The organism is Streptomyces vastus, assembly GCF_039532825.1.
GTDB classification, from domain to species: domain Bacteria; phylum Actinomycetota; class Actinomycetes; order Streptomycetales; family Streptomycetaceae; genus Streptomyces; species Streptomyces vastus.
In genome coordinates, this window is record NZ_BAAASJ010000072.1 from 131,889 (window position 1) to 150,400 (window position 18,512).

Here is an 18,512-nt window from a genome sequence, read left to right on the forward strand (position 1 = left end):
CGATGGAGCCGCAGGATATGCGCCCCGCGGGCCTCCGCGGCGGTGCTCCGGTAGTCATTGGAGCCCCGCCTGCGTCCCGTCCGGGGCATTTTTCGTGGCTCCCGGTGGTTGGTCCCAGTTGAAGAGACGTACGCGAGCTGTCTGCCAGACAGCCGTGTGGTGCTAACCGAGGAGGATCCATCAGCGCCGAGCCCCGCATCAACGACCGGATTCGCGTTCCCGAGGTGCGACTTGTCGGTCCCAGCGGCGAGCAGGTCGGGATTGTTCCGCTTGCCAAGGCCCTGGAGCTTGCGCAGGAGTACGACCTCGACCTGGTCGAGGTGGCTGCGAACGCACGTCCGCCGGTCTGCAAGCTCATGGACTACGGGAAGTTCAAGTACGAGTCGGCCATGAAGGCCCGTGAGGCGCGCAAGAACCAGGCGCACACGGTCATCAAGGAGATGAAGCTCCGGCCGAAGATCGACCCGCACGACTATGACACCAAGAAGGGTCACGTCGTCCGGTTCCTCAAGCAGGGCGACAAGGTCAAGATCACGATCATGTTCCGTGGTCGCGAGCAGTCCCGGCCGGAGCTCGGCTACCGACTGCTGCAGCGTCTCGCGGAGGACGTCCAGGACCTCGGCTTCGTGGAGTCGAACCCGAAGCAGGACGGCCGGAACATGATCATGGTTCTCGGTCCGCACAAGAAGAAGACCGAGGCGATGGCCGAGGCCCGCCAGGCGCAGGAAGCCCGGAAGGCGGAAGCGAAGGCCAACCCTGGCAAGTCGCAGAACGTCGCCGAGGAAGCTCCGGCCGAGGCTTCCGCCGACGCCTGATTCCAGGACGCAGGTCCTGGGGTCCAGGTCCCTGGACGAGAGTCCGGGGATGCCAACCGATACATCTGACGTTCCGCCGTGCCCGGTTTCACGACCGGGCATCGGAACGCCACTGACGAGGAGAGAACGGCGCTATGCCGAAGAACAAGTCGCACAGCGGTGCCCGCAAGCGCTTCAAGGTCACCGGCTCCGGCAAGGTGCTCCGTGAGCGCGCCGGCAAGCGCCACCTGCTCGAGCACAAGTCGTCCCGTCTGACGCGTCGCCTCACCGGTAACGCCGAGATGGCCCCGGGCGACGCCAAGAAGATCAAGAAGCTTCTCGGCAAGTGACGTCGGGAACGCATCGCGTACCTGATCTCTGACCGGGACCCAATCGATTTCGGGTCGTGTGAGTCCAACCACGGCCCCGCTACAAGGAGTTAATCAAGTGGCACGCGTCAAGCGGGCAGTCAACGCCCACAAGAAGCGCCGGGCGATCCTCGAGCAGGCCTCCGGCTACCGCGGTCAGCGTTCGCGCCTGTACCGCAAGGCCAAGGAGCAGGTCACCCACTCGCTGGTCTACAACTACAACGACCGCAAGAAGCGCAAGGGCGACTTCCGTCAGCTGTGGATCCAGCGGATCAACGCCGCTGCCCGCGCCAACGGCATCACCTACAACCGCTTCATCCAGGGCCTGAAGGCCGCGAACGTCGAGGTCGACCGCAAGATCCTCGCGGACCTCGCCGTCAACGACGCCAACGCGTTCGCCGCGCTCGTCGAGGTAGCGCAGAAGGCGCTGCCGTCGGACGTGAACGCGCCGAAGGCGGCGTGACGCCGGCGCCGGCTTCAGCCGCGTCGTCCCTGACGTGAACCGGACCCGCAGGCTGTGCGCTGCCTGCGGGTCCGAGTGCGTCCGGGGGGCGGCGGGTTTTTTTCGCCCCCGCCGCCCCTACCCGTCCCATCCCCGGGGCGCTGCCCCGGAACCCCACTGGGGACTTGCGCCCCCAGACCCCCCGTCAGGGGCTGCGCCCCTGGACCCCGTTTCGGGGGCCAGCCCCCGGACCCCCGCTCCTCAAACGCCGGAGGGGCTGATTTTGAACGGCCGGGCTGATGTTGAACGGCCGGGCTGATGTGGCGCGGCCGGGCTGATGTTGAGCGGCCTGGCTGGCTCTCGCAGCGGGGCGAGTCTTTGCTGCGGGGCTGGTTTTCGCAGCGGGACTGAGTCTTTGCGGCGGGGCTGTCTCTCTGCAGCGGGGCTGAGTCTTTGCAGCCGAGGCCGGCATCAAGTAGGCCGTCCGGCGATTGAGGACGAGGCCGTTCAGGCCGATGGGGGTCTGGGGGCGCAGCCCCCAGCGGGGTCCAGGGGCGGAGCCCCTGGTGGGATCAAAGGGGCGAAGCCCCTGCGATGGGACGGGTAGGGGCGGCGGGGGCGAGCAACCGCACGTACCCCCTCCGTCATCCCACCGAAGGTGAACCCCATGCCACCCGCCCCCGAGTTGATCTCCCCCCGCTCGCCCCGCGTCACCGCCGCCCGGCGGCTCACCAAGCGGAACTTCCGGGCCAAGGAACGGCTGTTCCTTGCCGAGGGGCCGCAGGCCGTGCGGGAGGCGGCCGGGCACCGGGGCAGCGGGGACGGCCCCACGCTCGTCGAGCTGTTCGCGACGCTCGACGCCGCGGAGCGGTACCCCGACATCGTGGGCGAGGCCCGGGCGACGGGCGCACGCGTGCACCTCGCCGCCGAGGACGTGATCGCCGGCATCTCGACGACCGTCACCCCGCAGGGCCTCGTCGGGATCTGCCGGTTCCTGGACACGCCGTTCGAGGAGATCATCGAGGCCGGGCCCAGGCTGGTCGCCGTACTGGCGCATGTGCGGGACCCCGGGAACGCCGGCACAGTGCTGCGATGCGCGGACGCCGCGGGAGCGGACTCCGTCGTCCTCACCGACGCTTCCGTGGACGTCTACAACACCAAGACGGTGCGGGCGTCGGTCGGTTCGCTGTTCCATCTGCCGGTCGCCGTGGGGGTGCCCGTGGCGGACGCCGTCGCGGGGCTCAAGGGCGCCGGTGTACGCGTACTGGCCGCCGACGGGGCCGGTGAGCACGACCTGGACGACGAACTCGACCGCGGCACCATGGGCGGGCCCACCGCCTGGGTGTTCGGGAACGAGGCGTGGGGACTGCCGGAGGATACGCGGGCACTGGCGGACGCCGTGGTGCGCGTACCCATTCACGGAAAGGCCGAGAGCCTGAACCTCGCGACCGCCGCCGCCGTATGTCTCTACGCGTCCGCCCGTGCACAACGCACCCGCGGTGCACGTCCCTGAGGGGGTCCGTTCCGTCACTGACAGCTAGTAGGGTGACGGACTCGGGGGCCCACTCGCCAGGTCCGAGAGGTGGGGTGCGGGGATGAGTGTCGGAACGAGCGGTGCGAAAAGGGCACTGCGCGCACGGGACGTGCACAGCGCAGCCGCGTCCCTGCGCGGTGATCTCGCCGACCTCGGCATCGACTCCGACGACCTGCCCGACGGACTGGTGATCGCCGACGAGTACGGCCGCGTGATCTGCTTCAACGCCGCCGCGGCCCGGATCACCGCCGTCCCCGCCGCCGACGCGCTCGGCCGGCAGCTGGAGTGGGCGCTCCCGTTAGAAGACCTGGAAGGCCGCCGCTGGTGGCAGCTGACCGACCCGTACGGCGGTCTCGCGATCCGTGTCGGGCAGCCCGAGCGCAACCTGCTCCTTCCCGGAGGCCGGGAGGTCCTGGTCTCCGCGCGCTACGTACGCACCGCACCCACTGGTCCCGTCCGCCGCGTCGTCGTCTCGCTGCGCGACACCGAGGCCCGCCGCCGCACCGAGCGGAGCCACGCCGAGTTGATCGCCACGGTCGCCCATGAACTCCGTTCGCCGCTCACCTCCGTGAAGGGCTTCACGGCGACGCTGCTCGCCAAGTGGGAACGGTTCACCGACGACCAGAAGAAGCTCATGCTGGAGACGGTCGACGCCGACGCGAACCGCGTCACGCGTCTGATCGCCGAACTCCTCGACATATCCCGCATCGACTCCGGCCGCCTCGAACTGCGCCGCCAGCCCGTCGACCTGGGCGTCGCCGTCGGCCGGCACATCCAGGCGTACGTCGCCTCCGGCCAGTCCGCCGACCGCTTCCTGCTGCGCATCGGCCAGCCGCTGCCCGACCTGTGGGCCGACCCCGACAAGGTCGACCAGGTGCTCAGCAACCTGCTGGAAAATGCCGTGCGGCACGGCGAGGGAACCGTCACCATCGACGTAGAGCCCGCGCCGTCGCCCCGCGAACGGGAATGCGCCGGTACGTCGGTCACGGTGAGCGACGAGGGCCCCGGCATCCCGGAGGAGTCCATGAACCGCGTCTTCACCCGCTTCTGGCGGGGCAGCAAGCGCGGTGGCACCGGCCTCGGGCTGTACATCGTCAAGGGCATCGTCGAAGCCCACGGCGGCACCATCACGGTCGGCCGCGCCCCCGGCGGCGGCGCACAGTTCCGATTTACGTTGCCCGTGGGCACCCCGGCGTATCTGCTGTAACGCCGACCGAGGCCCCACGGGCGCATTCGCACACCTGCGGGTCCCTCTCGGACGCCCGGTCCGAGAGGGACCCCACCCCCGTTAGACTCGGCCTTTGGCACCTTGCGTCCCCGTTTCGTTTCAGGGACGACGCGTCCCCCGAGTCATGACGGGACCCTCAGCCAGCCAACCGGAAGCACGGGAAGAGATGTCGGCACCGAACAAGTCGTACGACCCTGTAGAGGTCGAGGCACTGAAACCGGAACAGATCGAGCGCATGCGGGACGAGGCGCTCGCCGCCTTCGCCGCCGCGGACTCGCTCGACGCGCTCCACGAGGCCAAGGTCGCCCACACCGGCCCCGCCTCGCCGCTGGCGCTCGCCAACCGCGAGATCGGCGCCCTGCCCCCGCACGCCAAGGCCGACGCCGGCAAGCGGGTCGGCCAGGCCCGCGGCGCCGTGAACAAGGGGCTCGCCGCTCGCCAGGCCGAGCTGGAGGCCGAGCGCGACGCCCGGGTGCTGGTCGAGGAGGCCGTGGACGTCACGCTGCCGTACGACCGCGTCCCGGCCGGCGCCCGGCACCCGCTGACCACGATGATGGAGCGGGTCGCGGACGTCTTCGTGTCCATGGGATACGAGATCGCGGAGGGCCCCGAGGTCGAGGCCGAGTGGTTCAACTTCGACGCCCTGAACTTCGGCCCGGACCACCCGGCCCGGCAGATGCAGGACACCTTCTTCGTCCAGGGCCCCAAGGGTGCTGACAGCGACGGCGAGTCCGGGGTCGTACTCCGCACCCACACCTCGCCCGTGCAGGCCCGCGCCATGCTGGATCGCGAGCCGCCGGTCTACGTCGTCTGCCCCGGCCGGGTGTTCCGCACGGACGAGCTGGACGCCACGCACACCCCGGTCTTCCACCAGATCGAGCTGCTGGCCGTCGACGAGGGCCTGACCATGGCCGACCTCAAGGGCACCCTCGACCACATGGTCCAGTCGCTCTTCGGCGCCGACATGAAGACGCGGCTGCGCCCGAACTACTTCCCGTTCACCGAGCCGTCCGCCGAGATGGACATGCTCTGCTACGTCTGCAAGGGCGAGTCCGTCGGCAACCCCGACCGCCCCTGCCGCACCTGCTCCAGCGAGGGCTGGATCGAGCTCGGCGGCTGCGGCATGGTCAACCCGCGGGTGCTGACCGCCTGCGGTGTGGACCCGGAGAAGTACAGCGGATTCGCCTTCGGGTTCGGGATCGAGCGGATGCTGATGTTCCGCCACAACGTCGAAGACATGCGAGACATGGTCGAGGGTGACGTCCGGTTCACCCGGCCGTTCGGGATGGAGATCTGATGCGGGTCCCGCTTTCTTGGCTGCGGGAGTACGTCGACCTGCCGGCAACGGAGACCGGGCGCGACGTCCAGGCCAAGCTCATCGCTGCCGGTCTCGAGGTCGAGACCGTCGAGCAGCTCGGCGACGGCCTCAAGGGGCCGCTCGTCGTCGGCAAGGTGCTGACCATCGAGGAGCTGACGGAGTTCAAGAAGCCGATCCGCTTCTGCACCGTCGACGTCGGCCAGGCCAACGGTACGGGTGAGCCCCAGGAGATCGTCTGCGGAGCCCGCAACTTCGCCGTCGGCGACAAGGTCGTCGTGGTCCTGCCGGGCGCCGTGCTGCCCGGCGGCTTCGAGATCTCCGCGCGCAAGACGTACGGCAGGACATCGCACGGCATGATCTGCTCCAGCGACGAGCTGGGCATGGGCGACGACGGCAGCAAGGGCATCATCGTGCTGCCGCCGCAGCACGAGGTCGGCACCGACGCGATCGAGCTGCTCGAACTCGTCGACGAGGTCCTGGACATCGCGGTCACCCCCGACCGCGGCTACTGCCTCTCGCTGCGCGGTGTCGCCCGCGAGGCCGCCATCGCGTACGGGGTGCCGCTGCGTGACCCGGCCCTTCTCGACGTACCGGCGCCGAACGAATTCGGCTACCCGGTCGAGGTGTCCGACCCGCTCGGCTGCGACCGCTTCACCGCACGTACGGTCACCGGCCTCGACCCGGAGGCGCGCTCCCCGATCTGGCTGCGGCGCCGTCTGCAGAAGGCCGGGATGCGCCCCGTCTCCCTCGCCGTCGACATCACCAACTACGTGATGCTGGAGCTGGGCCAGCCCCTGCACGCCTACGACCGCACCCGCGTCCAGGGCGCGATCGGTGTGCGCCGGGCCGAACCGGGCGAGAAGCTCACCACCCTCGACGGCGTCGTGCGCACACTGGACGCCGAGGACCTGCTGATCACCGACGACCGCGGGGCGATCGGCCTCGCGGGCGTCATGGGCGGTGCCAACACGGAGATCGCGGATCACGAGGACGAGGCCGGTGTCACCACCGAAGTCGTCATCGAGGCCGCGCACTTCGACCCGGTCTCCATCGCGCGTACGGCCCGCCGTCACAAGCTGGCCTCCGAGGCGTCCAAGCGCTTCGAGCGCGGCGTCGACCCGCTGGCCGCGTCCGCGGCGGCCCAGCGGACCGTCGACCTGCTCATGCTCCTCGCGGGTGGCACCGCCGAGGCCGGCGTCACCGAGGTCATCGCGCCCTCGGCGCCGCGCACCATCACCATCCCGGCCGACCACCCGGACAAGGTCGCGGGTGTCGCGTACGGCCGCGAGACCGTCGTACGTCGTCTCCAGCAGGTCGGCTGCGACGTCTACGGACAAGACCGGCTTACCGTCACCGTGCCCTCCTGGCGGCCCGACCTGACCGACCCGAACGACCTGGCCGAAGAGGTCATCCGGCTCGAGGGCTACGAGAACCTGCCCTCGACCCTGCCCAAGCCCCCCGCGGGCCTGGGCCTGACCGACCGGCAGCGGCTGCACCGCCGGGTCGGCCGCGCGCTGGCCGGTGCGGGATACGTCGAGGCGCTGAACTACCCGTTCATCGGGACCGAGGTGCTCGACCAGCTCGGTCTGGAAGCCGACGACCCGCGTCGCACCTTGGTCAAGCTGGTCAATCCGCTCTCCGACCAAGAGCCGGCGATGCGCACCACCCTGCTTCCGGGGCTGCTCGGCGCGCTTCGGCGCAACGACGGCCGCGGCTCGCACGACCTGGCGCTCTTCGAGACCGGCCTGGTCTTCCGGCCGACCGGTCAGGAGCACACGGCCGAGCGCCTGCCCGTCGAGCGTCGTCCCACCGACGAGGAGATCGCCGGGATCAACTCCGCGCTGCCGCGCCAGCCTCGCCGCGTCGCCGTCGTCCTCGCGGGCGCCCGCGAGCAGGCCGGCTGGTGGGGCAAGGGCCGTCCGGCGGACTGGGCGGACGCCGTCGAGGCAGCTCGAACCGTCGCCCGCGAAGCAGGTGTCGAGCTGACCGTGCGCGGTGACCAGCACGCTCCCTGGCATCCGGGCCGCTGTGCCGCGCTGTACGTCACGGTGAACGGCGAGGAGACGCTCGTCGGTCACGCCGGTGAGCTGCACCCGCGCGTCATCAAGGCGCTGCACCTGCCGGAGCGCAGCTGCGCCATGGAGGTCGAGCTCGACCTCCTGGAGGAGGCGGGCACCGGCGCCCTTCAGGCGCCGCGCATCTCCGCCTTCCCGGTCGCCACGCAGGACGTCGCGCTGGTCGTCTCGCGGGACGTTCCGGCGGCCGACGTGGAGACCGCGCTGCGCGAGGGCGCCGGTGAACTCCTCGAGTCCATCCGGCTGTTCGACGTCTACGAGAGCGAGCAGCTCGGCGAGGGCCGGAAGTCCCTGGCGTACGCGCTGCGCTTCCGCGCCGACGACCGCACGCTCACCGTCGAGGAGGCCTCTGCCGCCCGCGACGCGGCGATCACCTTGGCGGGCGAGCGGACGGGGGCGGTGCTGCGCGGGGTGTGACCCCGGCACATGCCTGCTGACCTGCGATGAGGGACACCTCCGGAGCCACGGAGGTGTCCCTCACCCATTCGGGTGAGAATTCGGTGCCAACGGGTCATTCGGGTATGGACACCGACAGAATCGATCCGGTCGATCGGCCGTCCAAAAAAGCCGACCAGGGAAGGCCCCGCGACCGCCGTACCGCAGCCTGGGGGTCCGTCGGCATGATCCGTACCATCGCCCGGGGCGGCACGCGGATCGGCGCTTCCCGTGCGTGGCGGACACTCGTTCTCGTCCTGCCGGGCCTCTGGGTCGCCACCGTCGTCCTGTGGGAGATCCTCTTCCCTGCCGAGGCCCAGCTCATCCAGCTCCTGGCCGCGGCCCCCGCCATCGCCTGCGCCGGCACTGGCCGCCGCTCATGCGTAGTGCTGGGCGGCATGTGCGCGGTCTTCGCGCTCGTCCCGATCGGCTCGGCGGGCCGGGACGAGAGCATCGGCACCAGGTGCGGCACGTTCGCGGCCATCCTCACCGTCGTCATCGCCAGCTATCTCACGGCCGGGCGCCGCGTCCGGCTGCAGCGCGAACTCGACAGCGCCCGCGCCGTCGCCGACGCCGCCCAGGCCGTGGTGCTCCGCCCGCTGCCGCCGAGACTGGACGGACTCGCCCTGGCCGCCGGGCAGTTGTCCGCGAGCCGGGGCGCGGCCGTGGGCGGCGATCTGTACGAGGTGATGGCCACGGCACACGGGGTGCGGGCGGTCATGGGAGACGTACGGGGCCATGGCCTGGCCGCGATCGGAACGGTCGCGGCGCTGCTGGGCAGCTTCCGCGACGCGGCCCACGACGAGGCCGAGTTCGCCGATGTACTGCGCCGTCTGGAGCGCGCTCTGGACCGCCATCTTCGGGAACGCTCCCGCCACGAACACCCGGCGGCCTCCGACACGGATCCGCAGAGCCCGGTCGCCGAGGACTTCGTCACCGTACTGCTGCTGGAAATCCGCCACAACGGCGAGGTGCAAGCCCTCAACTGCGGTCACCCATGGCCCTATCTGCTGAGCACAGGCCGAGCGGAACCGTTCGCGCAAGCCGAACCCCTGCCCCCGCTGGGCCTGTTCCCGCTGCCCGCCAAACTCCCGGCTACGGACTGCGGCCAACTCCTGCCAGGCGAGGCCCTGTTCCTCTACACGGACGGCGCAGAGGACGCCCGTGATGGCACGGGCCGCTTCTTCCCGCTGCCGACGGTGCTGACCGAGGCAGCCAAGACGCAGCCGGTCTCCCCGGGGGACGTACTGCGCGACGTTTTCACCGCCCTCCAGAGCCACACAGCCGGAAGCACGACGGACGACATCGCGATACTGGTACTACGCAACGATCGTCCCGCACGAGCAGCCCCTTTAGGGGCGCGGGGCTGTGACATAGGCGGCTCCGCCGCCGGGGCGCGACAAGCCACGACGCACCCGCAGCCGACAAACAACTTGTAGCCCCCGCTGCTCAGTCGCCCTGCTCATCCCAAGCGGAGCGGCACCGTCCGCCCAAGCCACGGAGTGTCGGGCAGGCAGCCGGGCGGACGGCGCGAAGACGGGCCACCGCACTGTACGAGGGGGAGCCGGCGGCCCGGCGGGCCTCTTTACGAGGCATTTCAGTCAACCGGCCGGAAACTCTCCGCAACAGCGCGCGCACAGCGCGGATTCGAGCACTCCGTTCACACCCCGTGTGAAGACGTTCCCATTACTCTGTCCGCACCGAGCCACCCGGAGGGCATCCATGCAGCCCAACACCCTGCTCGACGCGATTCTCGACGAGGCCGGGATATCCCACGCGGGACTCGCCGCCCATGTGAACCAGGCGGGACGCAGCCGTGGCCTGGCACTCCGTTACGAACACACCGCCGTGGCCCGGTGGTTGAAGGGCCAGCGCCCGCGCGGCCAGGTGCCCGACCTGATCTGCGAGGTGCTCGCCACGCGCTTGCAGCGACCCGTCACACTCGACGACATAGGCCTCGGCGTACCCGGCGAGTCGGCCTCGCCGCACGGCACGACCCTCTCCGGATTCGTCGAGCGGGCCACCGCCCTGTGGCGCTCCGACGAACAGCAGCGCCCGCACATCCTCGGCGCCCCCGCCGTCACCGGAACTCCCGCCGTGATGCCCGTATGGGAATGGGAGAACCCTCCCGAGGACACGGACGTCTCGCGCGGCGGCCGACAGCGCGTGAGCATGGCCGACATCGAGATGCTGCGCGCCGCGCGCGCCCACTACGAGCAGATGTACCGCAAGGCCGGCGGCGTCGCGACCCGCAGCCGTATCGTCGGGTTCCTCAACTCCGAGACCGCGCCCCTCCTCAGAGGCAGCTACACCGACGCCACCGGCCGCCAACTCCACCGCGCGACAGGGGGGTTGGTGGCGATCGCGGGCATCTGCGCGTACGACTCCGATGCGCACGGCCTCGCCCAGCGCTACTTCCATCAGGCGCTCCGGCTCGCAAAGGCCAGCGGTGACAGGGGACTTGGCGCGTATGTCATCGCCCTGCTGGTCAACCAGTCGTTGTTCATGCGCGAGTACCGGCAGGCGGTCGCCTTCGCCGAGGCCGCGCTGCGCGCCGCGGGGCGGCACATCACACCGGCGCTCGCCTCCGACCTCTACGCGATGCAGGCCAAGGCGTACGCGCACCTCGGCGATGGCAGCAGCGCCCTGTCCTGCATCCGGCGTGCGGAGTCGGCCGCCGAACGCATCCGGCGCGGTTACGAGCCGGACGAGACCGGCTATGTCCAGCCGGGCCTGGTCAACGTACAGGTGGCGGAGGCGCTGCTCAGCCTCGGTGATCTGACCGCCGCTCAGGAGCACGCCGCGGCTGCCGTGGACACTCCGGCGCACGACCGGGGGCGGGTGCACCGGCTCGCCATGCTCAGTCAGGTCGAGCTGCGCCAGGGCAATGCGGACAAGGCGGTGGTCACCGCGGTCGAAATGGCCGAGCAGGCGCGGGGGATGGAGTCCCAGCGGCTGCGCGACAGACTGCGGGCGGTACGCGAGCACCTGGTGGCCAGTGACTGCGCGGGAACGTCCGAGGCCGCCGAACTCATCGACGGGGCACTGCGCGTACCGCTGTAGGGAGACCCCCGGGCACTGCGCCTACCGCAGCGAGCGGACCACCGGCTGACCATCATGGGTCTGCTGGTGAGACGCTCCTGCTGCGATATTGCCATCTACTCGGCGGAAGGTGGCAGAACCGTGCAGTGGACGAAGCAGAAAGAACAAACTGTGTACGCAAACCGCTGGTTCAGCGTCAATCTCGCGGATGTGGAGCTGCCGGACGGTCAGCACCTCGATCACTTCCTGATACGGCTGCGGCCCGTCGCCGTGGCCACCGTGGTGAACGAGGCCAACGAGGTGCTGCTGCTGTGGCGGCACCGCTTCATCACCGACAGCTGGGGGTGGGAGCTCGCGGCGGGCGTCGTCGACGACGGCGAGGACATCGCCGACGCGGCCGCCCGCGAACTCGAGGAGGAGACCGGCTGGCGGGCGGGACCGCTGCGGCATCTGATGACCGTCGAGCCCTCCAACGGACTCACCGACGCCCGGCACCACATCTTCTGGGCCGACGAGGGCGCGTACATCGGACACCCCGTCGACGACTTCGAGTCGGACCGCAGGGAGTGGGTCCCGCTCAAGCTCGTCCCCGACATGGTCGCCCGCGGCGAGGTCCCGGCCGCCAACATGGCAGCCGCGCTGCTACTCCTGCACCACTTGAGGCTCGGGCAGGACGCCTTGCCCTGATCCCCCCACCGCGTCCCGGACCGACCTCAGCGGCCCATGGCCTGCCAGACCGTTACGGCCAGTGAGCCCACGGCCGTGAGGGCGGCAAGCGCCGGAAGCGGCCATCGGTGGTGTTCCAGGGCGACGACCCGTGTGCTCAGGTCGTCCACATGCTTGGCGGTCTGTTCGTCGCGCTGCGTGAGCAACGCCTGTCCGCCCTCGATGCGGGCAAGGCCCACTTCGAGGGACCGACGTAACTCGGCGAGTTCACCATGAACCACGGGATGCTCTGGTTCGGTGGTCACTGGTCAGCTCCTTTGCGTAGTCGTCACATCCCTTACTTGCGCACGGAAAGTCAACTCGCCTGGTGGACAAGTGGGGAGCGTGTGCGAGGGGCATATGCGTGCCCGGTGCGCACACGGGGTGCGAATTGCGCGGGCCCGGCCCTCCGTGGGAGTGCCGGGCCCGCTTCGGTCCGAAATGTACGGAACGTAGTCAGTATGCGGAGGTCACGGGGCGTAGGTGTAGAAGCCGGAGCCCGACTTCCGGCCCAGGCGGCCCGCGTCGACCATGCGCTGGAGCAGCGGGGGAGCGGCGTACAGGGGCTCCTTGTACTCCTCGTACATCGAGAACGCGACCGACGCGACCGTGTCCAGGCCGATCAGGTCGGTCAGCTTCAGCGGGCCCATCGGGTGGGCGCAGCCCATCTCCATGCCGTTGTCGATGTCCTCGCGGCTCGCGATGCCGGACTCGAACATCCTTATGGCGGACAGCAGATACGGGATAAGCAGGGCGTTGACCACGAAACCCGAGCGGTCCTGGGCCCGGATCGAGTGCTTCCCCAGGATCTTCTCGACCAGCGCCTGCGCCCGGCTGATCGTGCCCTCGGAGGTGGTGAGCGCCGGGATCAGCTCGACCAGCTTCTGCACGGGGGCCGGGTTGAAGAAGTGGATGCCGATGACCTGGTCGGGACGCGAGGTGGCGACTGCGAGCTTCACCAGCGGGATGGAGGAGGTGTTGGAGGCGAGGATCGCGTCCTGACGGGTCACCACCTGGTCGAGCACCTGGAAGATCTCCGTCTTCACCATCTCGTTCTCGACGACGGCCTCGATCACCAGGTCGCGGTCGGCGAACTCGCCCAGATCGGTGGTGAAGGTGAGCCGCGCCTGCGTGGCGGCCAGCTCCTCCTCGGAGATCTTGCCGCGCTCGGCGGCCTTGGAGAGCGAGTTGTAGAGCCGGGTCCGGCCGATCTCGAGGGCCTCGCCGGTGGTCTCGGCGACCATCACATCGAGCCCGGCACGGGCGCACACCTCGGCGATGCCCGCTCCCATCTGGCCGCAGCCCACCACTCCGACACGTGAGATGTCTCCGAAGGTGTCCGTCACATCGTCCCTTTCGCTGTTCCATGGGGGTCGCAGGACCCCGGGGGCGCCTGCTCCATTCGTGAACGTTACTCTCGGGGTCCCGATGATCGATCGTGCGGGTGCGGCATGCTGTCTGCCCGGAAGCGATATGTGAGCAGGCCGATCCGGTGCGTATGGGGGGAACCCATGGGGCGAGTGACACGCAGGGCGTTCGCGGGAGCGATGCTGGCCGGGCTCACCGCCGCGGGTGGCGCGGTGGCCTGGGGCGCGACGACCGGCGGCGACACGGACGAGGACGAGAAGGCCGGGGCCCGGCGCCGCGCCGGCTCCGGTGAGCTGCGCGGCATGTGGCTGTCGACCGTCACCAACCGCGACTGGCCGTCCCGGACCGGGCTGACCGCCGCCGAGCAGCGCTCCGAACTGCTCGCGCACCTCGACACGGCCGTACGCTGCCGCCTGAACGCGGTGATCTTTCAGGTGCGACCCACCGCCGACGCCCTGTGGCCCTCGCCGTACGAGCCCTGGTCGCAGTACCTCACCGGCGTCCAGGGTGAGGACCCCGGCTGGGACCCGCTCGGTACCGCCGTGGAGGAGGCGCACGCGCGCGGCCTGGAACTGCACGCCTGGTTCAACCCGTACCGGATCGCCAACCACGCCGACCCCACCAAGCTGGTCCCCTCGCACCCGGCCCGCGAGCACCCCGACTGGGTCGTGCCGTATGGCGGGAAGCTCTATTACAACCCGGGGCTGCCCGAGGTCCGCGCCTTCGTCCAGGACGCGATGCTAGACGCGCTGAAGAAGTACGCCATCGATGCCGTGCACTGGGACGACTACTTCTACCCATACCCCGTCGCGGGGGAGGTCTTCGACGACGACGCGACGTACGCGCGGTACGGCGGCGGCTTCGAGGACCGGGCATCCTGGCGGCGGGACAACATAGACAAACTGGTGCGTGAGACGGCGGCCCGCGTCAAGAAGATCCGGCCGGGCACGCAGTTCGGGATCAGCCCGTTCGGGGTGTGGCGCAACGCCTCGACGGACTCGCTGGGCTCGGACACCCAGGCGGGTGTGCAGACGTACGACGACCTGTATGCGGACACCAGGAAATGGGTGCGCGAGGGCTGGATGGACTACATCTGTCCGCAGATCTACTGGAGCATCGGCTTCGCCGCCGCCGACTACGCGAAGCTGCTGCCCTGGTGGGCGGAGGTCGCCGAGGGCAGCAGTACGCGGCTGTATGTGGGGGAGGCGCTGTACAAGGCCGGCGATCCCGCGCAGCCCGAGGCATGGCAGGACCCGGCCGAGCTGTCCCGGCACCTGACCTTCGCCCGCGATCACCCGCGGGCGAGAGGGCATGTCTTCTTCGCGGCCAGGGAGGTCGGTGCCGACCCGATCGGCGCCATGGCACGCGTCGTCGCCGACCACTATCAGCAGTCGGCGAAGCCGCCGCGTTGATCTGAATCCGACCTGCTGGGTCCGGGACCTATTTGGTCTGGGACCTACTGGGTCTTGGTCTCGCTGACGTGATGCTGGACTGTGGTGTCAGGACCGGGGGACATCACGGTCTCGTGGCCGTCCTCGAAGCGGACGCGGAACGGCGGGTTGCCGTCCGGCCCCAGTACTTCGACGACTTCCCCGACCCGGTCGTGCTGTCCGACGATCCTGCCGTGCACCAGCAGGTGATCGCCTTTGCTTGCACGCATCTGGAGGGCCTCCTCGTCTCGCACGGGAGTAGCGGTCCGTGGGTCTCAGTCTAGGGCGGGTGGAGCCGGTTGCCACCGGCGCGGTGTGTGCCGGTCAGGCGCGTGCTCGCTGTGCGACCGCGATGCAGACCAGTACGGCCGCGGCGGCCAGGGGTGCGGCGGGTGTGAGCTGCTCGCCGAGGAGCAGCACCGACCACACCAGTGTGAGCAGGGGCTGAGCGAGCTGCAACTGGCTGGCCTTCGGGATGCCGATCGTCGCCATGCCTCGGTACCACACCACCAGGCCCAGGAACTGCGAGCCGACAGCGACCCAGAGCAGCCCGGTCACGCTGTGCGCCGTCAGCTGTACGGGCTCGTACGACAGCGCCATCGCGGCCGCCGGAATCGTGAGCGGCAGGCACAACACCAGAGCCCAGCCGATGACATGCCAGCCGGGCATCACACGGGCCAGTCGGCCGCCCTCCGTGTAACCGGCCGCGCAGACCAGCAGCGCCCCGAAGAGGTACGCGTCAGCGCTGGTCAGCGCGCCGCCGCTCTGCGTCACGGTGAATGCGATCACCACGGCGGAGCCCGCGAGTGCCGCGGTCCAGAAGGCACGGGAGGGGCGGGAGCCGACGCGCAGCGCCGAGAACAGCGCGGTGGTCACGGGGAGCAGGCCGACCACGACGGCGGCGTGGGCCGTGGTCGAGGTCTCCAGGGCGAGGGTGGTGAGCATCGGGAAGCCGAGTACGACTCCGGCGGCCACGACGGAAAGGCCCGGCCAGTGATGGCGGGCCGGCAGCGGTACGCGCAGGGCGAGCAGGCAGGCGCCGGCGATGAGCGCGGCGAGGACGCTGCGTACGGCCACGAGTGACCAGGGGCCGAAGCCTTCCAGGCCCCAGGCGGTGGCGGGGAAGGTGAGGGAGAAGGCGGTGACCCCGAGGGCGGCCTGGAGCAGGCCGCGGGGTGACAGCTGTGGACTTTCGGCGGCTCGTCGCGCCCGGTCGGCGGGGACCGCTACTGAAGTAGACGTAGTAGCGCTACTCTGTTCTCTCATGCAAGAGCGTAGCAGTGTGGCGGAGCTGGCGAATCGGCTGCGGAATGAGCTGGATCGCTACTCACCTGGTGGAAAGCTGCCGTCCAGCCGTGTACTCGTCGAGCGGTTCCGGGTGAGCCCGGTGACCGTGTCCCGGGCCTTGGCACAGCTGGCCGCCGAGGGGCTGGTGGTGACCCGGCCCGGAGCGGGTGCGTTCCGGGCCCGGCCGCGGGGCGACGGGCCTGCCGCGGGGGACACCTCCTGGCAGGAGCTCGCGCTCACCGCTGACGCCTCCTCCGAACTCGTGCCGCGTACCGTCGACGCCTCCGGGGTGCTGATCACGCTGGCCGCCCCGCCGCCCGGAGTCATCGAGTTCAACGGCGGCTATCTGCACCCTTCGTTGCAGCCGGAGCGAGCGATGGCCGCGGCGCTGGCCCGGGCCGGCCGCCGGCCCGGTGCCTGGGGGCGCCCGCATGTGGACGGGTTGCCGGAGCTGCGTGAGTGGTTCGCGCGGGGCATCGGCGGCGCGATCACCGCCGCCGAGGTGCTGATCACGGCGGGCGGCCAGTCCGCGCTGACCACCGCTCTGCGCGCCCTCGCTCCGCCCGGCGCGCCGGTGCTCGTCGAATCGCCCACGTATCCCGGCATGCTGGCGATCGCCCGGGCGGCCGGGCTTCGCCCCGTACCCGTACCGGTCGACGCCGACGGAGTGCGTCCCCACCTGCTCGCCGACGCGTTCCGGGCGACCGGCGCCCGCGTCTTCGTCTGCCAGCCGCTGTTCCAGAACCCGACCGGTGCCGTGCTCGGGCCCGAGCGGCGCGGTGAGGTGCTGCGGATCGTGCGCGAGGCCGGTGCGTTCGTCGTGGAGGACGATTTCGTACGGCGTCTCGTGCACGAGGACGCGGGGCCGTTGCCGCGTCCCCTGGCCTCGGACGATCCCGAAGGAGTCGTCGTGCATGTGTGCTCCTTGACCAAGGCGACCTCGCCGAGCTTCCGGGTGAGTGCACTCGCCGCCCGCGGGCCCGTACTGGAACGGTTGCGGGCCATCCAGGTCGTCGACACCTTCTTCGTGCCGCGCCCGCTCCAGGAGGCGGCCCTTGAACTCGTCGGCTCGCCCGCCTGGCCCCGTCATCTGCGGGCGGTCGCCGCGGAGCTGAAGAACCGCCGCGACACGATGACGGCCGCGCTGCGGCTGCACCTGCCCGAGTTCGCCCTGCCGCACATCCCCGCCGGCGGCTACCACCTGTGGCTGCGCCTCCCCGACGGCACGGACGAGCCGACCCTGGCCGCCACCGCCCTGCGCGCGGGCGTGGCCGTCACCCCCGGCCGCCCCTACTTCAGCGCCGAGCCGGCCGCCGCACACCTGAGGCTGAGCTTCGCGGCGGTGGCGAGCACGGCAGAGATCGACGAGGGCGTACGCAGACTGCGCACCGCCTTCGAGCAGGTGTCATGGACCCCGGGTAACTCCTGAGTAACGTCTCTTGCCATTGGCATTTTTTCGGCCCACCATCGCCGCATGCAGCTTCGGGTCACGTTCGTCGCCGCCGCGCGCAGCTCGCCGTTGCTCGCCGAGCGGTTCGGGGACGATCGGCCGCTCGACCAGGAGGGGTGGGACGAGGTGCAGCGCGCGGCGCCGGCGCTGCTGCCGTTGGCGGCGGCCGAGTTGCGGTACTGCTCGCCGACGCCGCGCAGCCGGGCCACCGGGGACGCCCTCGGTTACACCCCGCTCGTCCAACCCGCCTTGCGGGACTGCGACATGGGCCGCTGGCGGGGGTTCACGCTCGGCGAGGCGATGGCCCGCGAGCCCGAGTCCGTGGACGCCTGGCTCGCCGATCCGCGCTCCGCGCCGCACGGCGGCGAGTCACTGCTGGCCTTCATCCAGCGGGTGGGCGGCTGGCTCGACACCCGGCCCGCCGACGACAGCTGCAAGATCGTCGCGGTGGCCGAGCCGGCGGTCGTACGCGCCGCGCTCGTCTACGCGCTGAACGCGCCCCCGTCGACGTACTGGAACATCGACGTCCGCCCGTTGTCGACGGCCACGCTCATGGGCCGGGCCGGACGCTGGAACCTGCGGCTCGACGGTCAGCCCACGCGCGTGTAGTCCGTCGTCAGCGTCAAGTCCTTGGCCGGGCCGCCGACTCGCCACACCGTTCGCCAGTGGTTTGCGTCGTACACGCTGAACTCGCCCCGGTAGAGGTCCGCGGCGCACGGGTGGTCGGCCGTGTGCCGGCCGGTGGTCAGGTCCAGGTCGTGGAAGGGGCGGCCGTCGGCGAACCGTACGTCGGCGCGGCCCGGCGTAGTGCCCGGCAGGAACCGCAGCGTTCGCTCGGCGGGGCGGGCTTCACCCTGCCAGACGAAGGTGCCGGACTCGTGGTGGAGCAGACCGCCCTCTTCGAGCGGCTCGAACTCCGTCCTGCCGCTGAACGTCCCCTCCTCCCCGCTCGCAAGATCCCGTACGGAACGCTCCACGCCCCAACTCCCCGCCAGATACGCCAACACGTCGGCAACCGGCCAGAAATCGTCCACGT

Annotated in this window: 18 protein-coding genes; 13 read left to right on the forward strand and 5 right to left on the reverse strand. The window is 70.4% G+C overall.

Features of this window, described 5'->3' with window-relative positions; genetic code table 11:
• Positions 1-179 precede the first annotated feature (179 nt).
• From infC to ABD357_RS26880, 10 genes are all read left to right on the forward strand, one after another.
• Complete coding sequence (infC, locus tag ABD357_RS26835) at positions 180-815, forward strand: translation initiation factor IF-3 (protein WP_344393655.1); 636 nt, start codon at positions 180-182, stop codon at positions 813-815.
• Positions 816-949: 134 nt separating this feature from the next.
• Complete coding sequence (gene rpmI, locus ABD357_RS26840) at positions 950-1,144, forward strand: 50S ribosomal protein L35 (protein WP_165257477.1); 195 nt, start codon at positions 950-952, stop codon at positions 1,142-1,144.
• A 97-nt stretch (positions 1,145-1,241) separates the two neighbouring features.
• Positions 1,242-1,625: a 50S ribosomal protein L20 gene (gene rplT, locus ABD357_RS26845; protein ID WP_033323444.1), complete on the forward strand. Its 384-nt coding sequence runs from the start codon at positions 1,242-1,244 to the stop codon at positions 1,623-1,625.
• 646 nt (positions 1,626-2,271) lie between these two features.
• Positions 2,272-3,117: a TrmH family RNA methyltransferase gene (locus ABD357_RS26850; RefSeq protein WP_344393550.1), complete on the forward strand. Its 846-nt coding sequence runs from the start codon at positions 2,272-2,274 to the stop codon at positions 3,115-3,117.
• 82 nt (positions 3,118-3,199) lie between these two features.
• Positions 3,200-4,345 (forward strand): sensor histidine kinase, encoded by a 1,146-nt coding sequence (locus ABD357_RS26855; protein WP_344393552.1) that lies wholly within the window; start codon positions 3,200-3,202, stop codon positions 4,343-4,345.
• A 187-nt stretch (positions 4,346-4,532) separates the two neighbouring features.
• On the forward strand, positions 4,533-5,663 hold the full coding sequence (gene pheS / locus ABD357_RS26860; RefSeq protein ID WP_344393554.1) for a phenylalanine--tRNA ligase subunit alpha: 1,131 nt from the start codon (positions 4,533-4,535) through the stop codon (positions 5,661-5,663).
• A complete protein-coding gene (gene pheT / locus ABD357_RS26865; protein WP_344393556.1) occupies positions 5,663-8,176 on the forward strand; it encodes a phenylalanine--tRNA ligase subunit beta in 2,514 nt (837 codons plus the stop codon). Before pheS ends, pheT begins: the two co-directional genes overlap by 1 nt.
• Before the next feature lie 203 nt (positions 8,177-8,379).
• The gene (locus ABD357_RS26870) at positions 8,380-9,633 is read left to right on the forward strand and encodes a PP2C family protein-serine/threonine phosphatase (RefSeq protein WP_344393557.1); all 1,254 of its coding nucleotides are present in this window, start codon (positions 8,380-8,382) and stop codon (positions 9,631-9,633) included.
• A 283-nt stretch (positions 9,634-9,916) separates the two neighbouring features.
• The gene (locus ABD357_RS26875; protein ID WP_344393559.1) at positions 9,917-11,257 is read left to right on the forward strand and encodes an NsdA family TPR-like regulatory protein; all 1,341 of its coding nucleotides are present in this window, start codon (positions 9,917-9,919) and stop codon (positions 11,255-11,257) included.
• A 120-nt stretch (positions 11,258-11,377) separates the two neighbouring features.
• Positions 11,378-11,923, forward strand: a complete 546-nt coding sequence (locus tag ABD357_RS26880) for an NUDIX hydrolase (protein WP_344393560.1) — start codon at positions 11,378-11,380, stop codon at positions 11,921-11,923.
• A 26-nt stretch (positions 11,924-11,949) separates the two neighbouring features.
• Here the strand turns inward: ABD357_RS26880 and ABD357_RS26885 are convergent, their stop codons facing one another.
• Entirely contained in the window at positions 11,950-12,207 is a 258-nt protein-coding gene (locus ABD357_RS26885) for a hypothetical protein (protein ID WP_344393562.1), read from the reverse strand.
• A 204-nt stretch (positions 12,208-12,411) separates the two neighbouring features.
• Entirely contained in the window at positions 12,412-13,287 is an 876-nt protein-coding gene (locus ABD357_RS26890; RefSeq protein WP_344393564.1) for a 3-hydroxybutyryl-CoA dehydrogenase, read from the reverse strand.
• Positions 13,288-13,452: 165 nt separating this feature from the next.
• On the opposite strand from ABD357_RS26890, the gene ABD357_RS26895 reads away from it, so the two are divergent.
• The gene (locus tag ABD357_RS26895) at positions 13,453-14,721 is read left to right on the forward strand and encodes a glycoside hydrolase family 10-like protein (protein ID WP_344393565.1); all 1,269 of its coding nucleotides are present in this window, start codon (positions 13,453-13,455) and stop codon (positions 14,719-14,721) included.
• 44 nt (positions 14,722-14,765) lie between these two features.
• Here the strand turns inward: ABD357_RS26895 and ABD357_RS26900 are convergent, their stop codons facing one another.
• Together ABD357_RS26900 and ABD357_RS26905 are read right to left on the reverse strand one after the other, a co-directional pair.
• The gene (locus ABD357_RS26900) at positions 14,766-14,969 is read right to left on the reverse strand and encodes a DUF1918 domain-containing protein (RefSeq protein ID WP_328772824.1); all 204 of its coding nucleotides are present in this window, start codon (positions 14,967-14,969) and stop codon (positions 14,766-14,768) included.
• A gap of 94 nt (positions 14,970-15,063) precedes the next feature.
• Positions 15,064-16,005, reverse strand: a complete 942-nt coding sequence (locus ABD357_RS26905; RefSeq protein WP_344393567.1) for a DMT family transporter — start codon at positions 16,003-16,005, stop codon at positions 15,064-15,066.
• Here ABD357_RS26905 and ABD357_RS26910 point away from each other — a divergent pair.
• Positions 16,004-17,455, forward strand: coding sequence for an aminotransferase-like domain-containing protein (locus tag ABD357_RS26910; protein WP_344393569.1), 1,452 nt, complete (start codon positions 16,004-16,006; stop codon positions 17,453-17,455). The two genes, ABD357_RS26905 and ABD357_RS26910, sit on opposite strands and share 2 nt — an antisense overlap.
• Before the next feature lie 45 nt (positions 17,456-17,500).
• Entirely contained in the window at positions 17,501-18,085 is a 585-nt protein-coding gene (locus ABD357_RS26915) for a histidine phosphatase family protein (RefSeq protein ID WP_344393570.1), read from the forward strand.
• Here ABD357_RS26915 and ABD357_RS26920 read toward each other — a convergent pair.
• Positions 18,067-18,510, reverse strand: a complete 444-nt coding sequence (locus tag ABD357_RS26920) for a DUF6314 family protein (RefSeq protein ID WP_344393572.1) — start codon at positions 18,508-18,510, stop codon at positions 18,067-18,069. The genes ABD357_RS26915 and ABD357_RS26920 overlap by 19 nt on opposite strands.
• Between the last annotated feature and the right edge of the window lie 2 nt (positions 18,511-18,512).

Excerpts from the sequence above, each read along its gene's own strand:
- ABD357_RS26875 (WP_344393559.1), top strand. The coding sequence starts at position 9,917 with ATGCAGCCCAACACCCTGCTCGACGCGATTCTCGACGAGGCCGGGATA.
- ABD357_RS26905 (WP_344393567.1), bottom strand. The coding sequence starts at position 16,005 with ATGAGAGAACAGAGTAGCGCTACTACGTCTACTTCAGTAGCGGTCCCC.
- ABD357_RS26850 (WP_344393550.1), top strand. The coding sequence starts at position 2,272 with ATGCCACCCGCCCCCGAGTTGATCTCCCCCCGCTCGCCCCGCGTCACC.
- rpmI (WP_165257477.1), top strand. The coding sequence starts at position 950 with ATGCCGAAGAACAAGTCGCACAGCGGTGCCCGCAAGCGCTTCAAGGTC.
- ABD357_RS26915 (WP_344393570.1), top strand. The coding sequence starts at position 17,501 with ATGCAGCTTCGGGTCACGTTCGTCGCCGCCGCGCGCAGCTCGCCGTTG.
- ABD357_RS26895 (WP_344393565.1), top strand. The coding sequence starts at position 13,453 with ATGGGGCGAGTGACACGCAGGGCGTTCGCGGGAGCGATGCTGGCCGGG.
- ABD357_RS26855 (WP_344393552.1), top strand. The coding sequence starts at position 3,200 with ATGAGTGTCGGAACGAGCGGTGCGAAAAGGGCACTGCGCGCACGGGAC.
- pheS (WP_344393554.1), top strand. The coding sequence starts at position 4,533 with ATGTCGGCACCGAACAAGTCGTACGACCCTGTAGAGGTCGAGGCACTG.
- pheT (WP_344393556.1), top strand. The coding sequence starts at position 5,663 with ATGCGGGTCCCGCTTTCTTGGCTGCGGGAGTACGTCGACCTGCCGGCA.
- ABD357_RS26910 (WP_344393569.1), top strand. The coding sequence starts at position 16,004 with ATGCAAGAGCGTAGCAGTGTGGCGGAGCTGGCGAATCGGCTGCGGAAT.
- ABD357_RS26900 (WP_328772824.1), bottom strand. The coding sequence starts at position 14,969 with ATGCGTGCAAGCAAAGGCGATCACCTGCTGGTGCACGGCAGGATCGTC.
- ABD357_RS26870 (WP_344393557.1), top strand. The coding sequence starts at position 8,380 with ATGATCCGTACCATCGCCCGGGGCGGCACGCGGATCGGCGCTTCCCGT.